This is a genomic window from Shewanella youngdeokensis, from assembly GCF_033180165.1.
Lineage (GTDB): Bacteria > Pseudomonadota > Gammaproteobacteria > Enterobacterales > Shewanellaceae > Shewanella > Shewanella youngdeokensis.
In genome coordinates this window covers 3,689,126-3,706,803 of sequence record NZ_CP136522.1, presented here as the reverse complement: position 1 = coordinate 3,706,803, position 17,678 = coordinate 3,689,126, and the positions used below count along the sequence as shown (strand labels likewise).

The 17,678-nt window shown below is 45.1% G+C and carries 17 protein-coding genes; all 17 read left to right on the top strand.

Going from position 1 to position 17,678, the window contains the following annotated elements; all coding sequences use genetic code 11:
- The first annotated feature begins 3 nt into the window (after positions 1–3).
- The 17 genes from RGE70_RS16010 to RGE70_RS15930 all read left to right on the top strand — a co-directional run bounded on the left by RGE70_RS16010 (position 4) and on the right by RGE70_RS15930 (position 17,655).
- On the top strand, positions 4–912 hold the full coding sequence (locus tag RGE70_RS16010) for an ExeA family protein (RefSeq protein ID WP_310472434.1): 909 nt from the start codon (positions 4–6) through the stop codon (positions 910–912).
- On the top strand, positions 909–1,985 hold the full coding sequence (locus RGE70_RS16005) for a tetratricopeptide repeat protein (protein ID WP_310472433.1): 1,077 nt from the start codon (positions 909–911) through the stop codon (positions 1,983–1,985). Before RGE70_RS16010 ends, RGE70_RS16005 begins: the two co-directional genes overlap by 4 nt.
- The gene (locus RGE70_RS16000) at positions 1,982–3,715 is read left to right on the top strand and encodes a GspE/PulE family protein (RefSeq protein WP_310472432.1); all 1,734 of its coding nucleotides are present in this window, start codon (positions 1,982–1,984) and stop codon (positions 3,713–3,715) included. Before RGE70_RS16005 ends, RGE70_RS16000 begins: the two co-directional genes overlap by 4 nt.
- A gap of 2 nt (positions 3,716–3,717) precedes the next feature.
- Positions 3,718–4,938 (top strand): type II secretion system F family protein, encoded by a 1,221-nt coding sequence (locus RGE70_RS15995; RefSeq protein ID WP_310472431.1) that lies wholly within the window; start codon positions 3,718–3,720, stop codon positions 4,936–4,938.
- Positions 4,939–5,082: 144 nt separating this feature from the next.
- Entirely contained in the window at positions 5,083–5,451 is a 369-nt protein-coding gene (locus tag RGE70_RS15990) for a hypothetical protein (protein WP_375087869.1), read from the top strand.
- A 74-nt stretch (positions 5,452–5,525) separates the two neighbouring features.
- On the top strand, positions 5,526–6,134 hold the full coding sequence (locus RGE70_RS15985) for a pilin (protein ID WP_310473005.1): 609 nt from the start codon (positions 5,526–5,528) through the stop codon (positions 6,132–6,134).
- A 97-nt stretch (positions 6,135–6,231) separates the two neighbouring features.
- A complete protein-coding gene (locus RGE70_RS15980) occupies positions 6,232–6,753 on the top strand; it encodes a type II secretion system protein (protein ID WP_310472429.1) in 522 nt (173 codons plus the stop codon).
- 24 nt (positions 6,754–6,777) lie between these two features.
- Positions 6,778–7,305 (top strand): prepilin-type N-terminal cleavage/methylation domain-containing protein, encoded by a 528-nt coding sequence (locus tag RGE70_RS15975; RefSeq protein WP_310472428.1) that lies wholly within the window; start codon positions 6,778–6,780, stop codon positions 7,303–7,305.
- A gap of 226 nt (positions 7,306–7,531) precedes the next feature.
- Positions 7,532–7,999 (top strand): prepilin-type N-terminal cleavage/methylation domain-containing protein, encoded by a 468-nt coding sequence (locus RGE70_RS15970; RefSeq protein ID WP_310472427.1) that lies wholly within the window; start codon positions 7,532–7,534, stop codon positions 7,997–7,999.
- A complete protein-coding gene (locus tag RGE70_RS15965) occupies positions 7,989–8,561 on the top strand; it encodes a type IV pilus modification PilV family protein (protein WP_310472426.1) in 573 nt (190 codons plus the stop codon). Before RGE70_RS15970 ends, RGE70_RS15965 begins: the two co-directional genes overlap by 11 nt.
- Positions 8,561–9,463, top strand: coding sequence for a PilW family protein (locus tag RGE70_RS15960; protein ID WP_375087868.1), 903 nt, complete (start codon positions 8,561–8,563; stop codon positions 9,461–9,463). The genes RGE70_RS15965 and RGE70_RS15960 overlap by 1 nt, the downstream gene beginning before the upstream one ends.
- Complete coding sequence (locus tag RGE70_RS15955; RefSeq protein WP_310472425.1) at positions 9,453–9,953, top strand: MSHA biogenesis protein MshP; 501 nt, start codon at positions 9,453–9,455, stop codon at positions 9,951–9,953. Before RGE70_RS15960 ends, RGE70_RS15955 begins: the two co-directional genes overlap by 11 nt.
- Positions 9,946–14,346: a DUF6701 domain-containing protein gene (locus RGE70_RS15950; protein ID WP_310472424.1), complete on the top strand. Its 4,401-nt coding sequence runs from the start codon at positions 9,946–9,948 to the stop codon at positions 14,344–14,346. Before RGE70_RS15955 ends, RGE70_RS15950 begins: the two co-directional genes overlap by 8 nt.
- A 173-nt stretch (positions 14,347–14,519) precedes the next feature.
- Positions 14,520–15,569, top strand: a complete 1,050-nt coding sequence (locus RGE70_RS15945; RefSeq protein ID WP_310472423.1) for a rod shape-determining protein — start codon at positions 14,520–14,522, stop codon at positions 15,567–15,569.
- Positions 15,570–15,608: 39 nt separating this feature from the next.
- Positions 15,609–16,496, top strand: a complete 888-nt coding sequence (gene mreC, locus RGE70_RS15940; protein WP_310472422.1) for a rod shape-determining protein MreC — start codon at positions 15,609–15,611, stop codon at positions 16,494–16,496.
- On the top strand, positions 16,493–16,981 hold the full coding sequence (gene mreD / locus RGE70_RS15935) for a rod shape-determining protein MreD (protein ID WP_310472421.1): 489 nt from the start codon (positions 16,493–16,495) through the stop codon (positions 16,979–16,981). The genes mreC and mreD overlap by 4 nt, the downstream gene beginning before the upstream one ends.
- 77 nt (positions 16,982–17,058) lie before the next feature.
- The gene (locus RGE70_RS15930; RefSeq protein WP_310472420.1) at positions 17,059–17,655 is read left to right on the top strand and encodes a Maf family protein; all 597 of its coding nucleotides are present in this window, start codon (positions 17,059–17,061) and stop codon (positions 17,653–17,655) included.
- Positions 17,656–17,678: the final 23 nt, after the last annotated feature.

Below are 17,678 nucleotides of genomic sequence, written 5' to 3'. Positions count from 1 at the left end.
TCATTGTATCTAAAGCATTTTAGGTTAACTGAGCCGCCATATTCGCTAACACCTAATACAGAGTTTTTCTTCGGCTTAGCACCACACGTAGAAGCCTTGCAAGTGCTGCAAACTACGTTACAAACCGGAGAAGGCTTTATTAAGGTAACTGGCGAAGTCGGTACCGGAAAAACCTTAATATGCCGCAAACTCATTAATGAGTTACCAGAGCGGTATTATTGTGCTTATTTACCTAATCCGTACTTATCGCCCGATGAGCTGCGTTGGGCTGTGGCAATGGAGCTTGGCTTAAAACATTCGAGTTCGATTGGGCAGCAGCAATTATCGGGGCTGATTCAACAACAGCTGATGGCACTAAGTGCATATGGCCATTCAATTATTTTAGTCTTAGATGAAGCTCAAGCTTTACCTGATGACAGTTTAGAAGCACTGCGACTGTTCACCAACTTAGAGACCGAGAGCCGTAAACTGTTGCAAGTAGTGTTGTTTGCCCAGCCAGAGCTGGATGAGAGATTGGCTCTGAATAAGTTTAGGCAGCTTAGGCAGAGGATCACTTTTAGCTACCGCCTTCGGCCTCTTACGCTAGAGGAGTCTACTGCTTATATACAACACCGTTTAAAAGTGGCAGGTAGTGAAGGAAGTGCGCTTTTTACACCGACTAATGCTAAACGCTTAGCTAAAGCAGCCCATGGCGTGCCTAGATTGCTCAATATTTTATGTCACAAAGCGCTGCTTGTTTGCTTTGGTGAAGGTAGGACTCAAGTGACAAAGCAGCATGTTGATGCTGCTGTTGCAGATACCGATGATGCTTTACCCGTTAGAAATACCGTATTGCGCTGGAGCTTAGGCGTTGCATTATTAACAAGTATGTCATTAGCGGCATTGTATTGGGTTAAAGGAGGTGTTGTATGAGCGTGATAAACAAAATGCTCAAAGATTTAGACAAACGACAACAGCCTCATGGAATTGAAAGAATAGAAACCACACAAGGCATGATTCTTCCTGAGCAGAAGTCCAAACTGCCAATGTTAGCCGCCAGTGTATTGTCGCTTATCGTGGGGGGCTTAATTGTATTTTTTGTTAGTAACCCTAAAAGTTTCAGTTTGCACGAGAGCGCTGATACTACCCAGCAAAAAAGCACTAACGCTACGGTAAGTACACCACAAGCTCAGCCTGCTAGTAAAGCTCAAGAAGCGCAGGCGGGCTCAGGACAAGACGGTCAAAATGACAACGTGACGCAGATTAATCATCAGCGAAATACTGTTGTCGATAATAATGTTGCTGCTGAGCCGGTACAGCAAGTACCCGTTGCGGTTACGCAGGGCGGCCAAGCTAAGCCAGCAGTAGAGCCTGCTCCTGAGCCGCACGTAACTAATAAGGTGGCGGTAAAAGAGGTTAAGTTAACTCCCAAGCAATTGGCTCTTAAGCAAATGATTTTGGCACACGATGCTAAACATGCTGGCTTGCCTGATGAAGCGTTAGCTTATTACGAAGCGGCGCTGGCATATAACCCAGCTTTACACCAAGCACGCAGACAGATTGCTTCGCTATATTATGGTCAAAACAAGCTTTCAGAAGCAGAGCATATTTTAAAACAGGGGCAATTGTTGTTTCCTCAAGAGTATGAGTTTTATTTACTCTTAGCACGGATTCAGCAAGCCTTGGGCGATAACCAACAAGCCTTATTAAGTTTGAAAAAAATTCCAGACAGTAGTGACATAGCAATACAAAAGTGGCAGCAGCAAAGCGAACTTGCACAAAAAGAGCAAGATTTTCCCACGGTAGAGAATAGCTTTAGATTATTAGCGCAAGCTGAGCCTAACCGTGGTCGCTGGTGGTTGGGGCTAGGTTATGCACTCGATTCTCAGAAAAATTATACCGAAGCGAATGAAGCGTATCAGCAAGCCTTGGCGCAAGGAGATCTCTCTTCTAAGGCGCAAGCTTATGTCGATAATCGATTAGTGCAGTTAGGAGCATTTCAGTGAAACCTAAGTTAAAAATGCGTTTAGGTGATCTTCTCGTTCAAGAGCACATTATTACCGATGATCAGCTTGGGCAAGCCCTCAGTGAGCAACGTAATAGCGGCAAAAAGCTGGGGCGTACCCTAATTGATTTATCCTGCATTACTGAGCAACAGTTACTGCATTTTTTGTCTCAGCAGCTAAATATTCCGTTTTTAGATATCAGTAAACGCGCTATTTCACCTAAGGTGGTAGGGTTATTACCTGAGGTGCAAGCGCGCCGCTACCGCGCGTTAGTGGTTGAAGATAATGGTGGCTCGGTTGTGGTCGCGATGAGCGATCCCGCTGATCTACAAGCCATGGATATACTCGAAGGCCTACTGGAACCTAAGACGATATCTATAGCCGTTGTTACTGAAAATCAGCTACTTGATGCATTTGATAACCTTTACCGGCGTACAGACGAAATTGCCGAAATAGCTGGCATGCTTGAAGAAGAGTACGCCGCTGATGAAATGTTTGACCTTGCCAGCTTAACTGACAGCGACAGTGATAACGACACCACCGTAGTTAAGCTTTTGCAGTCAATATTTGAAGATGCAGTGCAAATGCGCGCCTCAGATATCCACATTGAGCCGGGTGAAAATGCACTACGGATTAGGCAGCGTATTGATGGGCAGTTACATGAAAATATTTTGCCTGAAGTCAATATCGCCGGCGCTTTAGTGCTGCGTTTAAAGCTAATGGCAGGGCTAGATATATCAGAAAAACGTTTGCCACAAGATGGCCGTTTTCATATCCAGATCAAAGGCCATGAGATAGATGTACGTATGTCGACGATGCCCATTTTTCATGGTGAATCTGTTGTAATGCGTTTGCTTGACCAATCGGCTGGGCTGTTAACCTTAAATGAAACCGGTATGCCTGCTGACATGCTGACTCGAGTTAGAAAGCAAATCAGTCGTCCCCACGGTATGTTGTTGGTCACGGGGCCTACGGGTAGCGGTAAAACTACAACTTTATACGGCGTTTTGAGCGAGCTAAATACACCCGACCGTAAAATAATCACCGTTGAAGACCCAGTCGAGTTTCAGCTACCTCGTATCAACCAGGTGCAGGTGAACCATAAAATTGGTCTCGACTTTTCTAATGTACTTCGAACCACATTGCGCCAAGATCCCGACATTATCATGGTGGGGGAGATGCGTGACCAAGAAACCGTAGAAATTGGTTTACGTGGTGCATTAACAGGTCACTTTGTCTTGTCGACTTTGCATACAAACGATGCTGTTACCAGTGCTTTAAGGCTTTTAGACATGGGGGCTGCGGCTTATTTAGTGGCTAGCGCGTTAAGAGTGATTATTGCGCAGCGATTGGTGCGCCGAGTTTGCTCCAATTGCACAACTGATTATACTCTAACATTGCAAGATCAAGCTTGGCTTGCCAGTGTTAGTAAAATTGACTTATCGACCGCTACGTTCAAAATTGGTACCGGCTGCCAAAGCTGTAACGGCAGTGGTTATCGTGGGCGGATCGGTGTATTTGAAATACTTGAGCTCGATGAGCCGATGATCGAAGCTATGCGTACGGGTAACCCGCAAGACTTTACCCGTGCAGCTTATAACAGTCCAAACTTTACCCCGTTAGCAGACTCCGCATTGGACTACCTAGCTAAAGGTATGACGACCATTGAAGAGGTGGCTAAACTTGTTGAAGACGCAAGTGACAACCGACTCAATGTTGCTGAGGGTTAGTGATGCAGTCTTATCAGTATCGAGGCCGAAGTGCCCAAGGAGAGCAGGTCAAAGGGCTACTAGAAGCGAGCTCCGAGAGTGCGGCGGCTGATCAGTTAATGTCGCGCGGCATTATTCCGCTTGAGCTGGTGCTAGCCAAAGAGGTCAAAGAGTTTGACTTGAAGGCTTTTTTCAAAAGTAAGGTGGCACTTGAAGAGCTTCAAATATTTAGCCGCCAAATGTATTCGTTAACACGTTCTGGTATTCCTATTTTACGGGCTATTGCAGGTTTGTCAGAGACAACGCATTCGCAACGTATGAAAGATGCACTTAATGATATTTCAGAGCAGTTAACCTCTGGGCGTCCACTTTCATCTGCAATGAATCAGCATCCAGATGTATTTGATGCGCTATTTGTGTCCATGATCCATGTCGGAGAAAATACTGGGCGGCTAGAAGATGCATTTATGCAATTGTCGGGTTATATCGAGCGTGAGCAGGAAACCCGTCGCCGTATTAAAGCGGCAATGCGTTATCCGATATTTGTGATTATCGCCATCGGCATCGCATTAGTGATCCTTAATATCATGGTGATCCCTAAGTTTGCCGAAATGTTTTCACGCTTTGGAGCTGATCTGCCATGGGCCACCAAAATACTGATAAATACATCCAGCTTGTTCGTTAACTATTGGCTATTAATGCTGGTGACTTTAATCGGGGTTATTGTGGGGATCCGTTATTGGCATAGCACCAGCAAAGGTGAGCGACAGTGGGATCGCTGGAAACTGAATATTCCAGCGGTAGGCAGTATTATTGAACGCTCAACGTTGTCTCGATATTGCCGTAGTTTTTCAATGATGCTCAGTGCCGGAGTGCCAATGACGCAAGCATTAAGCTTGGTGGCCGATGCCGTCGATAACGCTTATATGCATGATCGTATTGTTGCTATGCGGCGCGGAATAGAGTCTGGTGACTCGATGCTCAGGGTGCACAATAGCAGTCAATTATTTACCCCGTTAGTGTTGCAAATGGTGGCGGTTGGTGAAGAAACGGGCCAAATAGATCAGTTGCTTAATGATGCTGCTGACTTTTATGAAGGCGAAGTTGACTACGACCTTAAAAATTTAACCGCAAAGCTAGAGCCAATACTGATTGGGTTTGTGGCTTGTATCGTACTCGTTCTAGCACTGGGGATTTACTTGCCAATGTGGGATATGCTCAATGTGGTTAAAGGTGGCAACTAATGCAACCAAAGAGACCTAATAGTGCTTAGTCAACAAAAGTCAGATAGTGAACTTTTAACTCTAATAAAGAGGATATTTGCGTTAGTTATACTATTGTTAATATTGTTTTATTTGGCTTTTGGGTACTTTGGCAGTTTAAAGCAGGTGAGCCAGCAAAGCTTTAATGATGAGCATAATAGGTTGCTCAATATACTGGGTGTTATACGTTCACAATGGCAGTTACAAGGCAGGCCACAAAAGCTTAAGCTGGACTGGCATAGTGAATTAAACAGCAACAATAACGTTATCGGTTATGTTGCGATGGCTGATGGTGGTTGGCCGATCCCTGACCAGCAAAATGTAAAGGGTTGTAGTCAATTAATTGATGAGTTGTTGGGTACTGGTTACTCCGAAACGTTAAGTATTGACTATAACTTTAACACCGGAGTCTGTCGTTACATGGGGACTCACGGAAGCAGTATCAGCTATCAAACGACCTCTGGGCGGGTCATATTTGTGACGGAAAGCCATTAAATAGTGAAAGAAGCTGTTTTGCTGTTTTCGCCTTACTGGTAGAATAAGCATAAAACCAAAGGGAATATAAGATGATTAAACGGTACCAAAAAGGCTTCTCTCTTATAGAGTTAGTTATAGTTATTGTGATTTTAGGTTTACTTGCTGCAACGGCAATACCACGGTTTTTGAATGTAACTGAAGACGCAGAAGACGCCAGTGTTGAAGGTGTCGCAGGTGGGCTAGCTACAGCCGTTAGTTTTGTTCGTTCGCAATGGGAAGTTGATGGGCGACGTAATAATAATGTTGTATTAGATGGTACGCGAGTGCAATTAGATACTCGATTTGGCTTCCCTACAGGCACAGGCGGTAACACTGCAACCGCTATGAATGTGACTCGCTGTAGTGAGGTGTTTAATACGGTACTGCAAAATGCACCGCGTAATGTGTCTGCGACACAAGATGCGCGTCAGCAACGTTATGTGGTGAGCCTTGGCACTAACCTTGGTGGTGACCTTGGCGATGGGGGTGGTATTGATATCGATGGTAATGATGTCACAGGGTTAGACTTGTGCGTATACCATTTGGTGGGGTCGTTAGAACTTGACGACACTACAGGTGTACCAACATCGGCATTGTTGACTGATGGTAAGGGTGTAACGTATAGCCCAGGGAATGGACAAGTACAAAGCTTTATAAATTAGGTTTTATAGGTTGAATTTTATTTAAGCATGTTTTTTAATAAATTTAATGGCGGATAGTTAAAACTCGTCTCTGTTGATAGTATCCTGAGGAATTGATATGCAAAAGCAAAATGGTTTTACCCTAATTGAGTTGGTCGTTGTAATTATTATTTTGGGTATTTTGGCTGTTACAGCCGCACCTAAATTTATCAATCTTCAAAGCGATGCGCGAGCATCAGCATTACAAGGCGTTAAAGGCGCGATTCAAGGTGCAAACAGCCTGGTATTTGCTAAAGCTGCGTTAGCAGGTGGCGAGAAGAATGCGACTGCTGATTGGACTACAGCTATACCCGGTGTTGAAATCGGTGCGGCAGCTGTAGCAGTTACTAATTTTGGCTATCTGCAAGCTACTATTGCTGAATTAAACAATGCTGTTGAGGCCGATTTTGGTGCTTCAGCTACAGATTGGATTGTTGTTATTGGTGCTGATGATGATGGAGTTGCTACGGCAACCATTACCCAGACGGGCTCACCTGTTGAGGTGACTACTTCAGGCTCTGAAGCAGCGTGTAAATTGGTTTACACTGAAGCAACTGCTACCACTGTACCGACCTATGTTATTACCGACAACGGCTGTTAATAGAGTTAAATGATGAGATTGAGAATGCAAAAGCAAAGTGGTTTTACCCTAATTGAATTAGTGGTTGTGATTATTATTTTGGGTATTTTAGCCGTGACTGCGGCGCCTAAGTTTATTAACTTACAAAGTGATGCACGAGCGTCAACTTTGCAAGGTATTAAAGGCGCGCTGCAAGGTGCCAACTCGTTAGTGTTCTCAAAAGCAGCGATTGCTGGCGAAGAGACTAAGGGGGGTACGGCAGCTGCAAATTTTGGTAGCGTTGATATTGGTACTGGAACCGGTAATGAGGCAACGACTAACTACGGTTACTTGGTGTCAACTAAGGAGCAGCTAGCCAATGCGCTAGATATCAGCATTAGCGATGATGAAACTGTCGCCGCTGATTGGTATGTCACGGTTGCGACAAATGACGGTGCAAGTGCGGTTGAAATCTATCAAGCCGGTTCGCCGCGTTTTGGTGCGACAACCGCTATTGAGTGCTATGTGACTTACACTCCAGCTACGTCGACTACGGTTACCCCGAAGTATGTTGTTAGCGCTGATGATTGTTAATTAGCTACCTATTAAAAAAAGGCCTGCTCAGCAGGCCTTTTTTGTAACTAACCCCGCAATACGAGCGTTTTGTTTGCCATAATTATTAAACTGTTATATTAAGCTATTTATAAAGATATTTTATATAGCTGCGCCATTATGCAGTTAGTCACTGAGGTTTGGGTGTTAGCCACACGCTGGCCTTGTATTCGTTTTCACAGCACTGCTTAATTAATCGGGACGAAAAATGCTAACAACGCACCGTAATACGGGTTTTACGTTAGTTGAGCTTGTGACCACCATCATTGTTATTGCCATTTTGTCTGTGGTGGTTGTGCCGCGTTTGTTTACCAGCTCCAGTTACAGCGCCTTTACGCTGCGGGAGGAATTTATTGCAGAGTTGCGTAAAGTGCAGATGATGGCGCTAAACAATCAAGACCGCTGCTATCAATTAAAGGTTACCGCCACTAATTATCAAGTCCTCGGTTTTGAGAAAACCTGTACTGGCTCGCTTGTGCGAACTGATACCGCGCAAGCTTTACAAGGTGGAGCAATGCTGCTGTATGGGGTTAATGACTCATTTAGTATCGAATTTGATGCTCAAGGCGTACCCAAAGTTGATGGCAACCTATGTAATGGTCAGTGTATTAGCGTAAAGGCCGATGAAACCCAATGGGTTGCTATTGAGTCGGAGGGCTATATTCATGCGGGTTAGTTTAAAAAGTGCCAAGCCAACACCGCAACGCAACGGTTTTACCCTTGTCGAACTTGTAGTCGGGATGGTTGTGATCAGCATTGCCTTTGTGATGATGTCGAGCATGCTGTTTCCGCAAGCAGACCGAGCCGCTGACAGCTTACATCGAGTGCGCTCTGCTGAGTTAGCGCATTCGATTTTGAATGAAATTTGGGGTAAGCGGTACGATCAAAATACTAACGCAAATGGTGGCGTCCCAGCGTGCGGCGCAGTGGCAAAACCTTTGTTAGCTTTGCCTGCAGGGGCAAGCTGCACTGCAGAAGATGATTTTGGGCCTGATACTATCTCGGGTATTAGTGAAGGCCGCAATGACTTTAACGACGTTGATGATTATGATGGTTTAAACATTAACGACAATATGCTCAACAGTGGCGACACGTATATTAGCCGCTACATCAATTACCAGTTAGCCGTAAGCGTGAGCTATTACGGAGCGGGCCTAAACAGCAAGTTGGTCACGGTTGATGTAACCACCCCAAATGGTGAAGTCATTACCTATAACGCGATTAGGAGAAACTATTAATGCTGCCATTAATGTTAGCTCCTCGCTGTAATGCGACTCAGGGCCGTTACCGTAATATACCTCAAGGCTTTACGCTGGTTGAGTTGGTCACTGTGATTATTATTCTTGGCATTTTAGTGCTCGCAGTCAGTAATTTTCTTATTTTTGGTACTCGAATTTTTATCGACTCAACCTCGGTAGAGCAAGTCATGGGGCAAAGTCGCTTTGCGATGGAACGTATGACCCGTGATATCCGTAATGCGGTGCCCAACAGTATTCGTATTCGAAGCAGTATCGGCAATGGCATTAATGATTACACCAACGAATGGCAGTGTATTGAAATGATGCCGATTGCCTCGAGCGCATCTTATATTACCGCCCCTATTGCCCCAGCTGCCGCGGCGCCAACAGCAATGGTTATGCAAGCAAGTAGCGGCGCACCATTAACCAATGCTCAATCATTACTGATTTACCCACTAAGCCCTGCCGATGTGTATACCGCCACAAATGGCACTTCAGGCAAGCTGTTTTCTATTAACGCTGTTAATGCAATGCCAAATAATGCCAGCCTTGTGGTGTTTAATAATACAGTGCAATTTAACGAGGCCTCGCCTCGTCAGCGCTATTTTGGTATTACAAGTGCGGTAAGTTACTGCTTTGAAAAGGTCACAGATGAGTTAAGTGAGTTAAAGCGCTATACTAATTATGCATTTAACAACCTTGCCCAACCTTCGCCTGTTCAAATGGGCAACGGCGTACTTATGGCTGAAAATGTGGTCAATACAATAGGCTTAAACAGTCCAATGGCCTACACTCCCGGCACATTACAAAATAATGCCATGGTTCACCTTAACCCCTTATTTGATATTCAAGGGCAGGTCCTACAGTACCACCATCAAGTGCAGGTGATAAATGTCCCATAATGCGTATCGCAGTCGATTAATCTCGTTCAACCGTCATCTGCCATCTAAGCAAGGCGGTAGCGCGTTGGTCATTGGTGTGTTCATCATTACAGTGATGTTTTTATTGGCTGCGACCCTTATCAATGTGCTCAATGATGCAGATCAGCAAATTAATCTTGAGGTTTGGGGTACAAGGGCATTTGCCGCAGCCAATAGTGGTGCCGATCGTGCCTTGGCCGAACTATTTCCGGTTGATCAAATCTCCACGGGGGCGTGTAATGCGAGCACCCTTTGGGATATAGAAGCCGAAACCGGCTTAGTTGGTTTTCATGGCTGCAGTGTGGTTATAAGTTGTAATGCCGTTACCACCACAACACTCCCATCAAATATGACCCAATATTTAATTACGAGCAGCGCAACATGTCACGCTGGGCAATGTGATTCAGGCACCAATAGCACTGACAATTGCATTCGGGTTAACCGTACAGTGGAGGTTGAAGCGCGTGATTAAACCAATATTAAAGTTAGCATCACCTCTGCTGCTTACACTGTTAGCGTTGCTCCCCTGTTTAGCCAACGCTTTTGATGATATCGATGACAGCGTTATTTTTCCTAATGTGGCGCAAGCGCATCATGGTGATAACAATAGTAGTAATTGTAAACCTAACAGTATGTTAACTATGAATGGTCAAAGCAGGATTAACGGTACTGAAGGCAATGATTTAAATTTTTGCAGCAGTAATGACGGTAATGGTTTACCTGATACCAGTTGTGATACAGCCTCTGGCGGTGACCGAAAGTGCACGGTTGCTGGGGCGGATATTAGAGGGTTAAAGTTAACCGGAACGAATAAGTTCAAGGATAGCAATGGCACGGTTGATGGTTTTGGTTGGTGCAGTGATGGACAGGGACTTAGTTTAGGCGGTGATTCTGACCCGCATTTTAAATCAATAAGCTTATATAGCGCCTGCACATTAACCATGTCTGCAAGCCATTCAGAATATTTTTTTGACTCTGTCGCGCTAGGTTCTGGTGCCGCCATGGTATTGCCAGCGGGGGATTACTGGTTCGAGAGCCTTGCGTTAAATGGCGATAGTCACATTGTACTGCTGGGTGACGTAAGAATGTTTTTAAAATCTTCTACGCAGTTTAATAGTGCTAAGGTGAATGCTGGCGGCAAGCATAAGCTAACTATCATCGCTTATGATCAATTGCAGCTTAATGGTGATACACAGATTAGTGGTGACGTTTTTGCCCAAGAATCATTGATTATGTATGGCTCAAGCTTTATTGACGGTAAGGTAACAGCGGCTAACTTAACCATGGGTGACTCGAGTGCCATCGGGGTTAATCCGTCAATACCGGCGCAGTGTGTGACCGGGCAAGATAACCTTGAGGGCTTAACTTACCGAACTTATGACTCTAGACCATGGAGTAGTAGCAATAACAGCCCTGCAAGCCATGACCAATTTGAAACCCTAATCAGCCAAGTTAAAAAGACCACCTATCAAATAGGCGAATCGATAGAGGGCAATATAGACCAAAAGGGTGATGGCATTAATCCACATTCTAACGATGCTGCAGCTCAAGACTTGTATTTAGGCGTGTTTGAAGGATTCATTGATGCCCCCGAAACCGGCATGTACACCTTTGCTGTAGATGGTGATGACGCGATTGAACTGCTGATTGATGGGCAAGTCATAACTGGTTTTTATAATGCCCATGCAACCTGCAATTGTACTACATACCAGGGCACAGCTCTTTTAGAGCAGGGCACTCATACTATAGAGCTTCGCTTTCATGAAGCGTTTGGTTATGAATCATTTAAATTGTACTGGCAGACGCCCTCTGCCAATGAACTTACTATCGTACCGGCATCAAGCTTATTAACTTGCCCTGCGCCACAATTTGAATTTGGCCGTGTGACCCTTGACTCAAGTGGTAATGCCAATATCGCGTTTGATAATAGTTATGCGTTAGCGCCGCTTGTAATGGTGATGCCGACCATCGATGGTAGTAATGCCGATGGTGATGGCCCTTCCACTGTTCGAGTTGTGAGCCGAACTGCTGCGGCAGCCAGTATTTCACAGCAAAGCCCCCCTGGAAACCGTATCACTGCCAAAGCGATGGAAGAGGTCGACTATTTTGTTATGGAGCAAGGTTATCGATTTTTAGAAACGGGTAAGGCCTTGCAAGCGGGGCTTGTTTCTACCAGTCAATACCAAGGTAAGAACGCTAGTGGCCCAAATATAGGTGACAGCAATATTATATTTGGGCATGCATTTGGTTCTGCTCCAGCGATACTTGGGCAAACATTAACTTGGAATAATGGCGACTTTGTTACCACCTTTATTCGAGATGTGACTGAGACCAATTTTAATTTAGGCATTGAAGCCTCAGAGATAAATCTTACGATTGATAATGATGAGTTATTAGGTTATGTCGCGGGGCTTGGTCAAGGCTCGATGGCTATTGATGGTAAAAATATAAAGTATGAATTCGCCAATGGCCTGAACAGTAACCAGGGGAATCGAACTTTAAACCAGCAGTGTAATTACAACAACTCCTACCTGCAAACTTATACTGCGCAGCCAATTACGATTGCGAATAAAAATAAGCGGGCTGGAGTTGACGGCGGTTGGATCCGTCGCTGTACTACAACCGATTTTACCAATCAAGTGAGCTTTGCGTTAGATGAAGACCAGCAAGGTGATGCTGAGCGCAGACATACTATAGAAAGTGTTGGCTACTTTGCTTTTGAATACACCGAAGCGCCTCCAGCAGCTAATCATTACCGCATTAGTTTTAGCGCTAATGGACTCACCTGTGCGCCCAAAGCCATCACTATTGAAGCCTGCGCTGACGATGAGTGTAGTTCAACGTTAACGGATCCTGTAAGTGTGGTGCTGACTAAAGATAACGTAGATTATCAATCTATTACCTTTACCGATTCAACCACAACGGACTTATGGCACACCAGTGTTGGAACCATTAATATTGGCTTAACGGCAACCGCACCTATAGCGCCATACTACTGTTACATTGATGGCGTTTCAGTGAGCAATGAAGGCTGTAACTTAACCTTCGCCAATAGTGGTATATATTTTGATATTGATAACACTACAGCATGTAAAGATAGTGCTGTTTTTGACCTCTATGCCGTTGAAACGGATCCTATCACGCAAGCGTGTAAGCCTGTTTTTGCCAACGAGCAACATCAAATTGATATGGATTTTGAGTATATCAGCCCTAGTAAAACGGCAATTAATGAAGAAGCAAAGCTGACCGTTAGCAGCCAGTTGGGCACTCCCAACTCGGTAGTGCTTGAAAGTGGCCTGGTAGGGCAGGGCTTACTGGCTGAGTTTAATAGTGAGGGCAGAGCAAAACTTAAAATAAACTACCCAGAAGCGGGAAAAATTCAATTTGATGCCAGAGTTGTTATTGATCCGGATGATGGTAGTGGCCAGACTAAATGGCTGACGCATTCTGATCAGTTTGTATCTGCACCCGATGGTTTTCACTTTTTTAATGCATCCGGCAATGACGGTTGTACTACCGCTGACTGCGCCCGTTTAGCTAAAGCGGGTGATGACTTTACGATGAATGTTAAGGCGGTTTGTGGTGTAAGTGACAACAGCGATTTTAAGGATCGGGCAGCACTAAAAAACTTTCAGCTAAGCGATCTTAAGATAAAGGCAGAGCTTAAAGCGCCATTGGCCATTAACCCCAATGATTCCGTTGATGGAGTATTAGGGTCGATTGGCGCAAACCTCATTGAATTTACTAAAAGTAATAGCGCGCCTTTTACGCTAAACACACAAACCTATTCAGAGGTGGGTGCCATTAGTTTTGCACTCGATGGCGATATTAACTATCAAGGTGTGACCATTGATGAGTCACAATCGAGTAGCGAAATATTTGGCCGGTTTACCCCTTTTTACCTGAGTATCGAAGGCAATGAACCTGCATTAAGTGCTGCTTGTAACACCTTTACCTACATGGATCAGCCATTTGGTTTTGCCGTAGGCAGCGAACCGACGATTCAGGTTGTGGGAAAAAATAAAAACGATGCCGTGACCAATAACTACCAAATAGATAATTGGTGGCGCTATAGCGGCCTTAACTGGGCTGACCGTGTCTATAGTGATACCTCGCTGGCGACATCTGAAGATGGCGCTGCACTGCAAGTATCAGACACTTCACCCAAATCTGGAGCCGTTAATTTTTACCCAGTCGATAGCGCTAATACTGTTCAGCGTGCGTATTTATCAGGGGCGCAGCTGCAATATAATCGCACATCGTCGCTAGCTAGGCCGTTTAACGCGCAGTTTGATTTAGACTTGTCTGTAGCAGATGTAACAGATGCTGACTCTATCTGCTATCGGTCGTCAGCTGCTGGATCTTGTATCGGTTTTACCTTTGAGGATATCGCCCAAGATGACACTTTTGAACTGCGCTATGGTCGCTTAGAAATGCAAAATGCTTATGGGCCATCGTCAGAAGAGTTACGGTTAGAGTTGGGGACACAATACGTTGATGCTAGCGGGCAGTGGGTTACCAATACCGCCGATAGCTGCTCAGTTTTTAATACCACAAGCGCGACTTCAACTGCTGACGTCGGGCTGGTGTTAACACCGCAAACGGGGTTAGAAAATGTAGCAGGCTATACCAGCCCTGGAGGCTCTGGAACTGCAGGGGTAATAGGTTTGGGGAATAGTTTTATTTACTTCCCAGCACCGAATGTTGAAGGTGAAGTGGCATTACAGCAACATGTTGATAAATGGCTGCAATGGTATTGGAACTTTGATGCCAACACCGGTGTATTACAAGACCCGAGAGCGACCGCCTATTTTGGTACTTACCGCGGCCACGACCGCATCATATATTGGCGTGAAGTAAACTAAGATCTGTAAAGCGGTATACAAGATAACTGATTGACCGGCTTTCTAGCACACATATGGCAAAAAACTGCATTTGATTAGCTATTGTTAACGTCTGTGGCCTTGTGGAATTCAAGAAGCATGATAAAGTTACCTGATTTCTTTTTTCTTTGACTCCACAGAGGCAGGCTGGTTACATGTTCAAGAAGCTACGCGGCATTTTTTCTAATGATCTTTCGATCGATTTGGGTACAGCTAATACGCTAATTTACGTCCGCGATGAAGGCATCGTTTTGAACGAACCTTCGGTCGTTGCTATCCGTGGAGAGCGTACAGGCTCAGGTCAGAAGTCGGTTGCGGCCGTCGGTACTGAAGCAAAGCAAATGCTAGGTCGTACACCAGGTAACATTCAAGCTATTCGTCCAATGAAAGACGGTGTGATTGCCGATTTTTATGTTACTGAAAAAATGCTACAGCATTTTATTAAGCAAGTGCATAACAACAGCGTATTTCGTCCAAGCCCACGTGTTTTAGTTTGTGTTCCTGTTGGTGCCACTCAAGTTGAACGCCGCGCAATTCGCGAATCAGCTATGGGGGCAGGTGCGCGCGAGGTTTATTTAATTGAAGAACCAATGGCGGCGGCGATTGGTGCTGGCCTTCCGGTATCAGAAGCAACAGGTTCGATGGTTGTTGATATTGGTGGTGGTACAACTGAAGTTGCGATTATTTCGCTAAATGGCGTTGTGTACTCGTCATCTGTGCGTATCGGTGGTGACAAGTTTGATGATGCGATTATTAACTATGTACGCCGTAACTACGGTAGCTTAATTGGTGAAGCAACAGCCGAGCGTATTAAGCACACCATTGGTACCGCGTACCCTGGTGATGAAGTATTAGAGATTGAAGTACGTGGTCGTAACCTAGCAGAAGGTGTACCGCGTAGCTTTACTCTTAACAGCAATGAAATTTTAGAAGCATTACAAGAGCCATTAACTGGCATTGTTAGTGCTGTAATGGTTGCCCTTGAGCAGTCGCCACCTGAGTTAGCGTCTGATATTTCAGAGCGCGGTATGGTATTAACTGGTGGTGGTGCACTTATTCGTGATTTAGACCGTCTATTAATGCAAGAAACCGGTATTCCGGTCATGATCGCTGATGACCCACTTACATGTGTGGCTCATGGCGGTGGCAAAGCACTCGAGATGATCGATTTGCATGGTGGCGACCTATTCTCCGAAGAAAATTAAGATGGTAAAAAAGGGCGGTTTTTACCGCCCTCGTTTTTTATGAAGCCAATTTTTGTTCGCGGTATATCCAATCAGTTTAGGTTGACCTTAGCTGTCATCCTGTCGGTGATCCTGCTTGTTGCTAATGACAGGCTCGAACCTGTGCGCAACTCTCTGTCATCTCTGCTTAGCCCTTTGCAGTACATTGCCAATATTCCTGGCGAAATACTTGATCAGTCTGCTGAAAGTTTAGCGACGCGTAATATGTTAGCTAAACAAAATAAAGAGCTACTGCGCTACCAGTTGTTAATGAGTGAGCGCTTGCAACGTTTTGAACACCTTCGTCAGGAAAATGACCGTTTACGTGCGTTATTAGGCTCGCCGGTGCACATGGATGCTAAAAAAGAGGTCGCAGAAGTGATGGAGGTCGCCAGCGACCCGTTTCATCAGTATGTGGTGCTCAATCGAGGCTTACAAAGCGGTGTGTATGTTGGGCAACCCATTGTCGATGCACAAGGCGTTGTAGGGCAGGTGGTGCAAGTGAGCGAGCTTACCAGCCGCGTTTTGTTGTTGTCTGATACCTCCCATAGCATACCGGTTAGAATTACCCGAAATGATGTCAGAATGATGGCAACAGGTACGGGCTCTTTAGACGAGTTGGAACTGCGTCATGTGGCAAAAAGTACCGATGTTAGACCTGGCGATTTACTGGTGTCATCTGGCTTAGGTAAGCGTTTTCCTGAAGGATATCCGGTTGCCCGCGTAATGACCGTTGCCAAAGATGACGGTAAAAACTATGCCACGGTGATAGCACAACCGCTTGCCGCTTTAGATCGCATTCGTTATTTGCTATTAATTTGGCCAGATATCGCAACGGATAACGTCGAGCTAACCGTCCCAGAAGGCGCACAGGAAGCACTTAATCCCGATAATGAGGCTCCGCTATGAGTTTACATATTGCGAATGGCCGCTGGGTTGTATGGGTGAGCTTTTTAGTTGCCATGTTATTTCAGATTATGCCATTACCTGAGCTAGTTGCAGCGTGGCGACCTGATTGGCTGATGCTGGTGATTATCTACTGGGCAATGGCGCTGCCTCATCGCTACAATATTTTAACCGCTTGGTTGCTGGGGGTTATGCTCGATATTTTACTCGGCGCAACCTTAGGCATTCGGGCGTTTTCTATGTCTGTGGTGGTTTATGTGGTGGTATTGCATTTTCAGCGGTTACGTAACTTCCCAATGTGGCAACAGTCATTATTGGTGGCAACGCAAGTGGCTATCTATAACTTGATTGTTTTTTGGGTGCAATATGTCACCGAAACCGCGAGCTTTGAGCTCAGCTTGTTTTATCCCGCATTTTCAAGTTTGATGATGTGGCCGTGGATTTTTTGGTCGCTGCGTCGTGTAAGGCGTTTATACAAAGTTCGCTAGCCTGTTGATGGCAATATTCATCAATGCCACTTTAGCTGTGTCACCCTTGTTTAGAATCACTTATTAGGTATTGTAGAATGAAGTTAGTTCTTGCTTCGGCATCGCCAAGACGGAAAGAGTTGTTAGCTCAATTGAGCTTTTTAAGCGCAACAGAAAACAAACCCTTTAGTTTTGATATCTTGGCTGCCGATATTGATGAAAGTCATCAAAAGGGTGAAACCGCCGCAAATTTTGTGGTGCGTTTAGCCAAAGAAAAAGCCATTGCAGGGCTAGGTCTCTATTGTGGTACCGATAAAGCCGTGGTTTTAGGCTCCGATACCATTGTGGTGCTTGGCGATACTATTTTAGGTAAGCCAGTCGATGAAGCTGACGCTAAGTTGATGTTACAAAGCCTAGCGGGTAAAGCTCATAAAGTGATGACCGCGGTCGCCGTGACCGATGGAGAGCAAACACTGACTAAGTTGATCACAACTGACGTACAGTTTTGTGCCATGAGCGAAGCAGATATTTTAGCGTATATAGCCACTGGCGAGCCGATGGACAAAGCCGGTGCATACGGGATCCAAGGTTTAGGCGGCAGTTTTGTAGAGGCTATTGACGGAAGTTATTCTGCAGTAGTTGGGTTACCTTTGGTAGAAACCCGTGCGTTATTGTGTGAAATGAATATTTTTTAGCTTACCAACAATTATCAATAAAG

What these genes read in the sequence shown, in the direction of transcription:
- RGE70_RS15945 (WP_310472423.1), top strand. Translation starts at nt 14,520, where the DNA reads ATGTTCAAGAAGCTACGCGGCATTTTTTCTAATGATCTTTCGATCGAT.
- RGE70_RS15970 (WP_310472427.1), top strand. Translation starts at nt 7,532, where the DNA reads ATGCTAACAACGCACCGTAATACGGGTTTTACGTTAGTTGAGCTTGTG.
- RGE70_RS15995 (WP_310472431.1), top strand. Translation starts at nt 3,718, where the DNA reads ATGCAGTCTTATCAGTATCGAGGCCGAAGTGCCCAAGGAGAGCAGGTC.
- mreC (WP_310472422.1), top strand. Translation starts at nt 15,609, where the DNA reads ATGAAGCCAATTTTTGTTCGCGGTATATCCAATCAGTTTAGGTTGACC.
- RGE70_RS15955 (WP_310472425.1), top strand. Translation starts at nt 9,453, where the DNA reads ATGTCCCATAATGCGTATCGCAGTCGATTAATCTCGTTCAACCGTCAT.
- RGE70_RS15980 (WP_310472429.1), top strand. Translation starts at nt 6,232, where the DNA reads ATGCAAAAGCAAAATGGTTTTACCCTAATTGAGTTGGTCGTTGTAATT.
- RGE70_RS16005 (WP_310472433.1), top strand. Translation starts at nt 909, where the DNA reads ATGAGCGTGATAAACAAAATGCTCAAAGATTTAGACAAACGACAACAG.
- mreD (WP_310472421.1), top strand. Translation starts at nt 16,493, where the DNA reads ATGAGTTTACATATTGCGAATGGCCGCTGGGTTGTATGGGTGAGCTTT.
- RGE70_RS15930 (WP_310472420.1), top strand. Translation starts at nt 17,059, where the DNA reads ATGAAGTTAGTTCTTGCTTCGGCATCGCCAAGACGGAAAGAGTTGTTA.
- RGE70_RS15975 (WP_310472428.1), top strand. Translation starts at nt 6,778, where the DNA reads ATGCAAAAGCAAAGTGGTTTTACCCTAATTGAATTAGTGGTTGTGATT.
- RGE70_RS15960 (WP_375087868.1), top strand. Translation starts at nt 8,561, where the DNA reads ATGCTGCCATTAATGTTAGCTCCTCGCTGTAATGCGACTCAGGGCCGT.
- RGE70_RS15965 (WP_310472426.1), top strand. Translation starts at nt 7,989, where the DNA reads ATGCGGGTTAGTTTAAAAAGTGCCAAGCCAACACCGCAACGCAACGGT.